Here is an 11,661-nt window from a genome sequence, read left to right as displayed (position 1 = left end):
AACTCAGACTCTCGCTCGAAGCTCAGCATTCGCCGCCGATCGCCGGATCGACCACGTACGGGCGAAAGGGCTCCCGAGTTGCCGGTTCAAGTCCGGCCCGCTCCTCTCCACGGGGCGGTAGTCCAATAGGCAGGACGCGGGAGAGATGACGACTGACCTGTGCGGTTAAACGTGCCGGCGTGTGCAATTCGGTGGCACAGCGAGGCCCGGGGGATGGACATTCCCCCGGGCCTCACCATGTCCGGCGGCAGTCGGTGTTGGCGAAGCCCTCGGCTGCCCTGGTGACGGTGTTGTCACAGGCCACGACGTTGTCGGCGACGGGGGTGAGGTGGAAGCCCAGGCCCGGCCCGTCGACGTCGGCGGTGTTGGCGGTGAACACGTTGTCATCGCCCCAGCCGTCGGCGGCGCGGTGCGTCTGGAAGCCGTCGCCGCGCGAGTTCCGCCCGGTGTTGCCCTTGATCAGCCAGCCGTTGCCCTTCACGTCGACCCACGAGTCGGCGTACGAGCCGGTCATCGCGGCGCCGTCGAAGGTGTTGCCGGTCAGCTGCCCGCCGGTGGTGCCCTCCTTGATGTCGACCGGTTCGGCGGTGGTGTCGCTGATCCGGTTGCCGCGGATCACGTTGCGGTCGCTGCGGTCAGGCTTGCAGCCGGTCAGGTCGCACCAGTTCGACTTCGCCGTGCCGATGTAGATCCCCTCGCCGTAGGAGGGTTTGCGCAGGCCGGTGTCGCGCACCGTGCTGGTCTGCACCACGTTGTCGGAGCTGAAGCGGCGCAGGTGGATCGCCTCGTCGCCGACGTGCTCGACGGTCAGCTCGGTGAGCACCGCGTGGCTGGTGTCGTCGAGCATGACGCCCTTCTGCGCGTTGCGCACGGTGAACCCGGTCAGCCGCCAGTGGTCGGCCCCGTCGAGGTGCAGCGCGTACCCCTTGCTCGTGCCGCCGCCGTCCAGCACCGCCCCCGGCCCGCCGCACAGGTGGATCGGCCGGTCCTTCGTGCCCGGCTCCTCCGCGGTGAACCGGCCCCGGTACACGCCGTCGCGCAGCCGGATGCTGTCGCCGGGCTTCGCGTCGTCCAGCGCGTCGGCCAGCTCGCCGGCGTCGCCGACGGTGACGGTGGGCTGCGGGCACGCGGTCGCGCTCGCGGCCGACCACGGCCAGGGCATCGCGGCGGCGGGTGACGCCTCCCCGCTAGCCGGCGCCTGCGCGGCCGGAGCGGCTTCCGGACCGCCGCACGCGGCCGGGACCGCGAGCAGGGCGCACACCACGGCGACCGCCGCCGCGTCCCGGGCCGGGCGCATGACCCGCGCGGCGCTGGGGCGGCCCGGCCACACCCCGGCGGCGAACAGCGGACGGGGCGGCGCGGTGGCCCGGGCCAGCCGCAGCACGGGCACGACACAGGTCAGCTGCAGCAGCCGCGCGGCGGCGGACGGGGCGCGGTGGATGCCGCGTCCACGCGGCCGCCGCAGGTCACCACGGCTCGGCCGGTCACCCCGGGTGGTCACATCGCGGCGGCTCAGCTGCTCGCCGGAGGTCATCGGTTCGCTGCGGCTCATTCGGCCATCACCGGGACCCGGGCGCGGCCGCGCGCGACCTCGCGCGGCTGGGGCCGTCCGTGCCCGGCCGCGTGCCGGGCGGCGTCGGGCGCGAACAGCGGCTTGGTGGCGTCGTACGGGTGCCCGTGCACCACGGCGCGGCTGGTGCGGCGGATGCCCAGCACCACGATCAGCAGCAGGATCGCGGTCCACAGCAGGGTCATCGGGCTCGCGTAGTGGCGCACCCGCGCCCACAGGGTGCTGGTGTCCAGCCAGGCCCCGGTCTGGTTGTCTCGCACAGTGATCTTTCCTTCTGCCCGGCCGGTGTCGACCGCGCTGGGGCCGATGCCCTCGATCGCGTTGCCGGTGGCGCTGGATCCGCCGACGGCCCCGACGAAGGTGATGCCGTGGCTGTCGGCGTCGTGGATGGTGTTGCCGCGGACCTCGGCGACGGAGTCGCGCACGTACACCCCGGTCGTGGTGGTCTCGATGACGTTGCCGGTGATCCGGGCCTTGGTCACGCCCTCGCGCAGCGCGACGGCCTGCCGGTCCTGGTTGGTGAGCTTGTTGGCGGTGACGGTGAGGTCGCGTACGCCCTGCCGGGCCACGATGCCCATGTCGCCGCCGTCGACCTGGTTCTCCTGGATGCTGACGCCGTGCCCGCCCAGCACCTCGACGCCGTAGTGGCCGTTGCCGCGCGCGATGCTGTGCGACAGGGTGTTGTTGCCGTAGCTGACGACCGGCTGCCCGGAGGCCGACGGCCCGTCGGCCAGCGGGCGGCCGCTGAGGGTGAACCCGTTGCCGCCGTTGCCCTCGGCGGTGGCACCGGTGATGCGCACCTGCTGCGTGGCGCGCGACAGCAGGAAGCCGTCGCCGCCGTTGCGCTGGGAGACGGTCCGCTCGATCACCGCGTTGCTGGCGAAGCGGTGCAGCACCAGCCCGTGTTCGAGGCTGTCGCGCACCGTCGTGTCGGCCACGTTGATGCCGTCCGCGCTGGAGATGAACAGCCCGTACGCGTTGCCGGTGAAGGTGCTGTCGGTGATCCGCCCGGACACGTACGACTGGCCGGGCACGGTGAACCGGCTGTCGGGCGTGCTCACCCGGCCGTTGCCGAGGATGCGCACCTCGCCGGGCAGCAGCCGCCCGTTCCCGCCGGGGTCGGGGCCGGACACCGCGCCGGTGTCGGGCCGGTCGGTGCCGGTGAGGCTCACCCCGCCGGTGCGGCCGCTCCAGAAGCCCAGCTGGGACACCTTGGTATGGCTCATCGCGAACCGCCCGCCGATGGCCCGCAGGTACGCCCGCCCGTCGCCGACCTGGGTGTCCGCCTTGCCGGCGCGCGGATCCCAGCTCGTGATGCGCAGCGGCGCCTGCTTGGTGCCCGCGAGTTCCAGCTCGCCGCCGAACGACACGATCGCGACGAAGCCGCTGCTGCGGCTGGCCAGCCGCAGCTCCAGCCCGCCCGGGTGGGACAGTTTCAGCTTGGCTCCGGAGACGACGTAGAGGTTCTCGGTGAGCAGGTACGCCCCCTGCGACTGCCGCACGAACGTCTGCGGGGAGAGTTTCAGCAGGTCGTCGATGGTGTAGGGCTGCACCCGCGGGGTCAGCACCAGCGTGTAGCCGCCCGCGGTGTCCAGCCGGTAGGGCCGGTTCCACTTCTGCATGTCCGGGGTGGTGCCCGGCGGGCGGTTGAGCAGCTCGCGCAGCGGGGCCACCGCGGTCACCGCGCGGACCTGGTCCAGCCAGGTGTCCTGCCCGGCGACCAGCGCCGCCTGGCGCTCCTCGTCGGCCCCCGCCGCGGCCGCGGCGACCAGGGACGGGGTCCGGGTGGCCGGACCGGCCAGTGCGGGGGGCGCGGCCGGCGCGGCCACGGCACCGGCTCGTGCGGGCCCGGCTGCGGTGCGGTGGCGCAGCGCTGCTCCGGCCGCCGTGGCGCGGGCGGGGGCGGCGCCGGGCGCCAGGGTGCTGGGACGCGTGGCGACGGCGGGCGCGGCGCCGGACGCGGCCGCGGCGGGTGTGGCAAGCGCGGTCCCGCCGGCCAGCAGCCCGGTGAGCAGGACGGCCGGCGGGACGGCATGAAAGCGGCGGCGCACTAGGCCACCTCCGTCAGGGTGCCCGCGCCCCGCCGGGCCGCGGGGGCGAGGGTGCCGGCGTGCTGGCCCTCCCCGCCGATGCGGTCGCCGGCCCGGGTGAGCCAGCCCTGCCTGTTCATGGTGAGGAAGGCGAAGAGCTTGATCGGCAGCGAGATCACGATGACCACCGCCGCGAGCAGCGGCAGGATCAGCACGTCCCGGGGGTGCCGCCGCAGGTGCGACCAGCCCCGGATGGCCCGCCCGGCCAGCAGCCAGAACAGCACCACGATCCCGCCCCGGGCGGTGAGTTCCAGGCGGCTGAGCAGCAGGTAGCCCAGTGCCATGCCCATGGTGACCGGGGTGAGCAGGATCTGCAGCACCGTGATCTTGGTGACCAGCGGGGTACGCCACAGCCAGCCCTTCCACAGCGCGGTCAGGTAGCAGCGGTACGAGTTGCGGCTCCAGCGCACCCGCTGCTTGACGAAGGCGCGCAGCGACGACGGGAACATCGACAGCGCGCGGGCCGAGGACTGGTGCACGGTGCGGTAACCCGAGGCCAGCACCAGCCAGGTCAGCCGCCCGTCATCGCCGGCCACGCAGCGCCGCCCCAGGAAGAACTCGTTCTCCAGGTGCTCCAGCACCGGCATGACGGCGCTGCGCCGGTACGCCGCGGTCCGCCCGGACAGGCAGGCCACCGCCCCGGCCCGGCCCATGGCCGGCACGTAGTCGTAGTAGCGCAGGTTGACCAGCCAGTCCGCGATGCGCCGCCACACGCTGCTGGTGCGCTGGTACACGTTCTGCTGGGTGCCGACGCCGCCCACCTCCGGGTCGACGAACGGCATCTGCACCGCGGCCAGCAGCCCGCGCTGCCAGCGGGTGTCCGAGTCGACCAGCACGACCAGCTCGCCGCGGGCGGCGCGGATGCCCACGCCCAGCGCCGAGCGCTTGCCCCGGTGGGTGAACGGCAGCACCCGCAGCCGGGGGTCGCCGACCTGGGACAGCCGCCGCAGCACCTCGGTGTCGCCCACGTCGGGCACGATGATCACCTCGGCCGGGTCCTGCGCCAGCCAGGTCTGCAGGCAGTCCAGCAGGATGTCGGGGTCCTCGCGGTAGGACGGCACCACCACCGACACCGTGGTGCGGAAGTCGTTGACCACCGGCCGGTCCAGGCGCGACAGCACCACGCGGTAGCACCACAGGCCCCATACGAAGACACCGGCCAGGCCGAGCGGCATCAGCTCGCGCCACGACGTCTCCGCGGCCGCGGCGACCAGCCACGACCAGACGCCGTCGAAGAACCGGGACAAGTGCCGCCTCCAGCAGTTCGGGCGGACCCCGTCCGGCCCGCTTCACCGCTGTAAACCGGCCCGCGGCCGAAAACGGCCCGCCCCGCCCGGCGGTATGTCCGGGCGGGGCGGGCCGACGGCCGGCCGGGGCCGCACTGCAGCCCCGGCCGGCCCGGTCACATGACCGTGAGGTAGTTGTCGAACTCGGAGGCGGGCACCCGCCGCCGCGAGTACGCCTCGGAGTTGACCCCGTTGTACTCCTCGATGATCACGTATGACCCGTCGACCCCGGCGACCCACGCCACGTGCCCGTAGGAACCGGAGTTGCGCTGAGCGATCGCGCCCGGCGTCGGCGTCTGCCCGACCACGCCGCCGTGCTCGCGGGCCGCCTCGTCCCAGTTCTTGGCGTGCCAGTAGTTGATCGAGGTGAAGCCCGGCGGGTCCGGCGTCGGGTAGTAGCGCCACACCCGCGACGCCACGAACGAGGTGCACTGCTTACGCCAGAAACCGTACCGGTCGATCGGCAGGATGCCGCTGTTCCACGGGTAGTCGTCGACCGTGCCGAAGGCGATGACGTCGCCGGTGGACGCGCCGCCGTACACCCCGAAGCGGTCTGCGATCACGCGGTACTCGTAGCAGCCGGCGGCGTAGCCGACCCGGTGCACCGTACTCGTGATCATGAAGCCGACCCGGTGCCACGTCGAGCCCCCGCAGACCTGCGCCTCCACCGTGTACCCGGTGGCGTTGGCCACCGAGCTCCACGACACCACCACGTCCGACGACGACGTCTGCGGCACCGCCTTCACCCCGGCGGGTCTGCTCGGCGCGGTGATGGTCAGCGTCACCGCCGCCGTGTTGGACGCCCCGGACATGCCCGACAGGTTCTCGGCTTTGAGGTGGAACTCGTACCGCTTGCCCGGGGTCAGCATGCTCATCGTGAACGAACAGCAGCCGGCCAGCGGATACTGCGCCTTGGTCCAGGCGCTCTGCCCGGAGATGCGGTAGTAGATCCAGTAGTAGACGCTGCCGGTCGGGCTGGCGGTCCACGTGAGCTTCGCCGCCGTGTCACCCTGCGCGGCGACGCTCAGCCCGCTGGGGGCCTGCGGCAGCGGCGGCATCGGCCTGGCCCCGGCCGCCACGGACGCCGCCGAGTCCCCGGCCAGGTTCGTCGCCCGCAGCCGGAACTCGTAGTACGTGCCGTTGTTCAGCAGCCCGGCGGTGAACTGGCAGCAGGTGGTGACCGGATAGGGCAGCCGCTGCCAGGTGCCGCCCGCGGGCCGCTGTTCCACCCAGTAGTACACGTTCGGGCTGGGGCTGGCCGTCCAGCGCAGCGTCACCTTCCCGTCGCCCGCGATCGCGATCAGGCCGGTGGGCGGCTGCGGCAGCGGCGGCAGCGGGCGGGCGCCGGCCACGTTCGACGCGGCCGAGTCGCCGTGCACGTTGTTGGCCCGCACCCGGAACTCGTACGTCGTGCCGTTGTCCAGCAGCCCGGCGGTGAACTGGCAGCATGTGCTCACCGGCAGCGACAGCCGGGTCCACGTGCCGCCGGCGGGCCGCTGCTCGATCCAGTAGTACACGTTCGAGCTCGGGCTCGCCGTCCAGCGCAGCGTCACCTGACCGTCCCCGGCGGTCGCGGTCAGGCCGCTGGGCGGCTGCGGCAGGCCACCGGTGGCCGTGGCCCGCACCGCGGCCGTGGCCGGGCCCTCACCGCCCTGGTTGTCGGCGCTCACCTTGAACTCGTACACGTGCCCGTGCACCAGCCAGCCCCAGGTCATCGACGTGCGGTCGGTCGGGTACGCCGACCGGGTGAAGCTCGTCTGCCCGGCCGTCACGTCACGCATGTAGATCCAGTACAGGACGTTGCTCGCGGTGGCGTCCCAGTCCAGGTCGATGCTGCCGTCACCGGCGGCCCGCGCGGTCAGGTTCGCCGGAGCGGGCGGCTTGGCGTAGTTGGACGTGCCGCGCACCGCCACCGACGCCGGGCCGTCGCCGGTCTGGTTGTTGCCGGCGACCTTGAACTCGTACACGTGCCCGTGCGTCAGGTATCCGGCCGTGAACGTGCAGCACGTCGGGACCGGCAGCGACAGCTTCGTGAACGCCGTCTCCCCCGCCGTGACGTCGCGCATGTAGACCCAGTAGTACAGGTCGGTGTCCGGCGCGGTCCAGTTCAGGCGCAGCTCGCCCGTGCTCAGCGCGGTCACGGTCAGGCCGGTGACCTGCCCCGGCAGCGGCCGCCGCGGCGTCGCCGACACCGTGTTGGACGCCGCCGACTCCCCGGCCTGGTTGGTCGAGGTGACCTTGAACTCGTACACGTGCCCGTTGGCGAGGTAGCCCGCGGTCATCGTGCAGCAGGTGCTGATCGGGATCGGCAGCCGCGTGAACGCCGTCTCCCCCGCCGTCACGTCCCGCTGGTACACCCAGTACCAGGTGTCCGGGCTGGTGGCGGCCCCCCCAGGCCAGCTGGACCTGGCCGTTGCCCGCCACCGCGCTGAGCGTGCCCGGCGGCGTCGGCAGCGGATGGTTCGACGTGGCCCGGACGAGGTTCGAGTCCGCCGACTCCCCGCCCTGGTTGCTGGACCGGACCTTGAACTCGTACTCGTGGCCGTGGCTGAGGTAGCCCGCCGCCAGCTCGCAGCACGACAGCGGCAGCGGCAGCTGGGTGAACGTCGTCTCCCCCGCCGTCACGTCACGTTGGAACACCAGGTAGTACACGTTCTGCGCCGGGCCGGACCAGGTCAGCCTGATCGTGCCGTCACCCTGCGCGGCCGCGGTCAGCCCCGCCGGGGTCGGCGGCAGCGCGTAGGCGGCCGTGGCCCGCGCGGTCGCCGACTGCGGCGAGGTGCCGCCGCCATGGCTGGCGGTGACCGCGAACTCGTACTCGTGGCCGTGCGCCAGCCAGTTCACCGTGAGCGACGTGTCGCCCGGAGCGGCGTCGTTCACCGGCGTGAACGCCGTCTCCCCCGCCGTCAGGTCGCGCCGCGACACGTCGTAGCGCCAGGCGTACGGGACGCTGTTCCAGTTCAGCGCGATGGTGCCGTCGCTGCCGGCGGTCGCGGTCAGCCCCGTCGGGGCAGGCGGCGCCGCGATGGTGACCGCGACGCTGCGCGTCACCGACGGCTGGCCCTCACCCGCGCCGTTGCGGGCGGTCACCCGGAACTCGTAGGTGTGCCCGGTGCGGAACCCGCCCAGCGCCTGCGTGGTGCCCGACGCCGTGGCCACCCGGCCGAAGTGGGTCTGCCCGGCGGTGACGTCACGCTGGTAGACGGTGTACGAGACACCGGTGCCCGCCACGGACGGCCAGCTCAGGTTGACGGTGCCGGTCGGCTCCGCCGCGGCGGTCAGGTTCGCCGGGGCGGCGGGGACCGCGGCCGGGTCCGGCGCCGGCACCGGCCACGCGACGTCGACGAAACGCGGCCGGTAGATGCGGGCGTCGGCGTACAGGTCGTCACTGACCAGGCTGTGCACGTTGTACGACACCAGCAGCCGGCCGCTCGGGGCCAGGTGCGGGTGCACCCGGGCGTCGTAGACGATGACGCCCTCGCGCGCGGCCGGCTCCGGAGCCGTGAACAGCTCGATCGGTCCGGCGAACGGGCCGCTGGGGCTGCTCGCCGTGTACGCCACCGCGTGCGCGGCGAACGGCGTGTTGCTCTCCATCGTCACCACGACGTACTGCGAGCCCACCTTCTGCACGCCGAACGCGGTGCCCACCCCGGACAACGGCAGCCGGGCCGACGCGGACGCCGAGGTCGACCAGCCGCTGCCGGTCCAGAACTCCCAAGCGCCGCCGAGCCCGCCCGCGGGCACCCGGGCCAGCCTCGCGAAGCGCATGGCGTCGGCGGCCACATACTCCGAGCCGTAGACATAGGTGTGAGCGCCGTCCTCCAGCAGCGCCGCACCCCAGGCCACGGTGTCGCCCAGCGGCAGTTCGGTGACTGCGCTGACGGTCAGGCCGGGCAGCGCCAGGGTCGCCAGGGCGGTGCCCGTCAGCGCGAAGTCCAGACCTCCGTCGCCGGTCTTGCGATACCGGTTGACCAGCACCTTCATCATGCTGCCCTCGACCGTGGCGTCGGCTACCCAGTACCACTCCCCGGTGACCGCCGACGGGATCAGCGACTGCGGCGCGCTCGCCGAACCGCCGTGCACCGTCGCGGTCAGCGCCGCCCCGTCCTGCACCACCAGCGAATTGTTGATCATCGGGCTGGAGCGGGGCCGGGTGTGGTCCGCGTTCACCGCACCGATCATCGTGTCCGAGAACAGCCAGGCCACCCGGCCGTCGGGCAGCAGCACCGAAGCGGTGCTGTCCGCCCCGCTCCACCGGCCGCTGGTGTCGCCGTAGTCCGCGAACAGCTGTGTCAGCTGCGCACCCGTCATCCCGCCCGCGGGCGGTGCGGCCGCGGCGGCCGGACCGGCCGGAACGCCGGGCGTAAGCAGTCCTATCAGGAACGCCGCCGTGGCCAGACGGGCCGTATGGCGCCTAGAGCGCATGAACCCTCCCCATGTCGCCGCACCTTCGCGGCGCGCCGGACGGCTCGGCCGGGGCACGGGCCGGATCAAGATATCAATATGTGGACATCCGGGTAACCCTCGTCGATCGACTTCCCTCCAATGTGGCCTGAGGTCCGCGCGCGCCCGCCGCCCTCCCGCCGCCGCACCCCGCCCCGCGCCTCCGGGCCCGCCCGAACGGCCGGCCGCAGCACCCGCCCACCAGCCGGTAGGCCGGCGGCGGAGCACACGTGCGATCGCCGAAGCTCCCGAAACGCCCCGATAGATCTTTAATCTGTCGTACGTTGGTAATATGTCCGATCGAGTGCAGGCGCCTGCCGGGCTCGCTGGAGTAGCCCTCGGCACCGCGGTGCTGGTCGCCGAACGCCTGCGGCGGATCGGCCGCGGCGGGCGCGCCGACGAAGAAGTACAGGATCTGCTGACCAGCGGCGTCGAGCCCGCACCGGCCGACGCGCGCTCCCCGATGGCGGTCGCCGTGGGGCTCACCCAGCAGGCCGTCGACCTCACCCAACAGGGCGTCGGCCTGGCCCTGCGCACCGGCGCCCAGGTCGCCGAGGCCACCCGGGAACAGGCGAGGAAACTCGCCGACACCACCCGGGCCAAGCTGCCCGCCACCTCGCCCCTCGACACCGCCCGCGACACCGTCACCGCCGCCGGGGTGCGCGGCCGTGACACGCTCATCGCCAGCCGCTCGGCCGCGCTCGTCGCGCTGCGCGGCACCGTCGACGACGGCCTGGGCTGGCTCGAGAAGTCGGTCGTGCCCCGCATGGTCGACGACCTGATGCCGTACCTGATCGACAGCGTGGTGCCGCGGCTGGTCGAGGGCGCCATACCCGAGATCCGCAACAAGGTCATCCCGGTCGTGATCGGCGACCTGACCCGCGACCCGCGCCTGCAGGAGCTGATCACCGAGCAGAGCCGGGGCGTGCTGGCCAACGCCACCGACGAACTGCGCGAGACCTCCGCCACGGCCGACGACAAGATCGAGACGTCGTTCCGGAAGATGTTCCACCTGCACCACACCAACGGTGAACGGTGACGGCTCCCAGCCGTCACCCGCCGTATGCAGGCCTCGTGTCCCGGCTGGCCGGGCTAGCGATCGACGCCACCCTCCTCGCGGTGGCGTCGACGCTTGCCGCCGGAGGTGTGCCCGCCCTGTGGGCCGCCCTCGACGGCGAACCGCCCGGCTGGCTCAAGGCGACCGCCGGCGTGATCGCCGTGGTGCTGCCCGCCGCGTACTTCACCGCCTGCTGGTGGATGACCGGGCAGACCCTCGGCGCCCTGCTGTTCGGCACCGTCGTACGCCGCACCGACGGCCGGCACGTCGGCCTGCTGCGCGCCCTGCTGCGCGCCGTCGTCGGGCTCGCCGTGCCGGTGCTGTGGCTGATCGGCCTGGTCGGCGTGCTCACCGACGACCGCCGCCGCGCCTGGCACGACCGCCTGTTCGGCACGGTCGTCCGCTACGTAGACCGCCGCAACTGAGCCGCCTCCGGGCACATCGGACCCCGGCCCCGCCCACGCGGCAGGAGTAGGGTCGGCGGGTGCGCTCCCGCCTCGTGCCGGCCGGGCTGCTGACCGCGCTCGCGCTCGCCGCCTGCTCCTCCCCCGTGTCCGGACCCGTCTTCGCGCCCGCCGCCGCACCCGCGGCCGCCCCGTCGGCGTCTCCCTCGGCCACGGCGTCGCCGTCCGTGGCCGCCTCGCCGTCCGCGCCCGCCGTGCGGTACGTGTTCCCGGTGCTGGGCAAGACCTCCTACGGGCGCACCCACCACGACTACCAGGCCACCGACGTGATGGCCCCGTGCGGCGCGACCGTCGTGGCGGCCACCGGCGGGACCGTGCTGGAGGTGTCCCGCGTCGACGAGTGGGACCCGAAGACCGACGACGGGGCCGACCGCGGCGGGCTGTCGGTGTCCCTGCTCGGCGACGACGGCGTGCGCTACTACGGCTCGCACTTCTCGGCGATCGACGGCCTGATCCGCCCCGGCGTCCGGGTCACCGCCGGGCAGCAGCTGGGCAAGGTCGGCCGCACCGGCCTGGCCGGCGCCTGCCACCTGCACTTCGGCATCTCGCCGTCCTGTGCGAGCACCGGCGACTGGTGGATCCGCCGCGGCGTGGTCTGGCCCTGGCGCTACCTCGACTCCTGGCGCAAGGGCGGCGCGAAGTCCCCGGTCGCCGAGGTCACCACCTGGCAGGCCAAGCACGGCTGCACCACGGCGCCACCCCCCGGCGCCTGACCGAAAACGAAAGGAAGGGCACCTTCTTGACGGACGTC

8 protein-coding genes are annotated in these 11,661 nt (G+C 73.3%); 3 read left to right on the top strand and 5 right to left on the bottom strand.

Annotation, left to right across the window (positions count from 1 at the left end; all coding sequences use genetic code 11):
• Positions 1 to 232: 232 nt before the first annotated feature.
• From CS0771_RS15445 to CS0771_RS15420, 5 genes are all read right to left on the bottom strand, one after another.
• Positions 233 to 1,552, bottom strand: a complete 1,320-nt coding sequence (locus CS0771_RS15445; RefSeq protein WP_244870808.1) for a nitrous oxide reductase family maturation protein NosD — start codon at positions 1,550 to 1,552, stop codon at positions 233 to 235.
• Positions 1,549 to 3,621: a right-handed parallel beta-helix repeat-containing protein gene (locus tag CS0771_RS15440; RefSeq protein ID WP_212841622.1), complete on the bottom strand. Its 2,073-nt coding sequence runs from the start codon at positions 3,619 to 3,621 to the stop codon at positions 1,549 to 1,551. The genes CS0771_RS15445 and CS0771_RS15440 overlap by 4 nt, the downstream gene beginning before the upstream one ends.
• Positions 3,621 to 4,907, bottom strand: a complete 1,287-nt coding sequence (locus CS0771_RS15435; protein ID WP_212841621.1) for a glycosyltransferase family 2 protein — start codon at positions 4,905 to 4,907, stop codon at positions 3,621 to 3,623. The genes CS0771_RS15440 and CS0771_RS15435 overlap by 1 nt, the downstream gene beginning before the upstream one ends.
• 155 nt (positions 4,908 to 5,062) lie before the next feature.
• Positions 5,063 to 6,661, bottom strand: a complete 1,599-nt coding sequence (locus CS0771_RS38725; protein ID WP_244871357.1) for a fibronectin type III domain-containing protein — start codon at positions 6,659 to 6,661, stop codon at positions 5,063 to 5,065.
• Positions 6,662 to 6,785: 124 nt separating this feature from the next.
• The gene (locus CS0771_RS15420) at positions 6,786 to 9,371 is read right to left on the bottom strand and encodes a fibronectin type III domain-containing protein (RefSeq protein WP_212841620.1); all 2,586 of its coding nucleotides are present in this window, start codon (positions 9,369 to 9,371) and stop codon (positions 6,786 to 6,788) included.
• Between the two features lie 310 nt (positions 9,372 to 9,681).
• Between CS0771_RS15420 and CS0771_RS15415 the strand changes: the two genes are divergently transcribed.
• The 3 genes from CS0771_RS15415 to CS0771_RS15405 are packed head-to-tail and all read left to right on the top strand — an operon-like array spanning position 9,682 to position 11,623.
• Positions 9,682 to 10,428 carry a hypothetical protein gene (locus CS0771_RS15415; protein ID WP_212841619.1) on the top strand — a complete coding sequence of 249 codons (747 nt, stop codon included), beginning with the start codon at positions 9,682 to 9,684 and terminating at the stop codon, positions 10,426 to 10,428.
• A gap of 35 nt (positions 10,429 to 10,463) precedes the next feature.
• Positions 10,464 to 10,871: an RDD family protein gene (locus CS0771_RS15410; protein ID WP_212841618.1), complete on the top strand. Its 408-nt coding sequence runs from the start codon at positions 10,464 to 10,466 to the stop codon at positions 10,869 to 10,871.
• Between the two features lie 59 nt (positions 10,872 to 10,930).
• A complete protein-coding gene (locus CS0771_RS15405) occupies positions 10,931 to 11,623 on the top strand; it encodes a M23 family metallopeptidase (protein WP_212841617.1) in 693 nt (230 codons plus the stop codon).
• Positions 11,624 to 11,661: the final 38 nt, after the last annotated feature.

This window comes from Catellatospora sp. IY07-71 (assembly GCF_018326265.1).
Lineage (GTDB): Bacteria > Actinomycetota > Actinomycetes > Mycobacteriales > Micromonosporaceae > Catellatospora.
This window is presented reverse-complemented; position numbering and strand designations above follow the sequence as displayed.

Excerpts from the sequence above, each read along its gene's own strand:
- CS0771_RS15445 (WP_244870808.1), bottom strand. The coding sequence starts at position 1,552 with ATGAGCCGCAGCGAACCGATGACCTCCGGCGAGCAGCTGAGCCGCCGC.
- CS0771_RS38725 (WP_244871357.1), bottom strand. The coding sequence starts at position 6,661 with ATGACCTGGGGCTGGCTGGTGCACGGGCACGTGTACGAGTTCAAGGTG.
- CS0771_RS15420 (WP_212841620.1), bottom strand. The coding sequence starts at position 9,371 with ATGCGCTCTAGGCGCCATACGGCCCGTCTGGCCACGGCGGCGTTCCTG.
- CS0771_RS15415 (WP_212841619.1), top strand. The coding sequence starts at position 9,682 with ATGTCCGATCGAGTGCAGGCGCCTGCCGGGCTCGCTGGAGTAGCCCTC.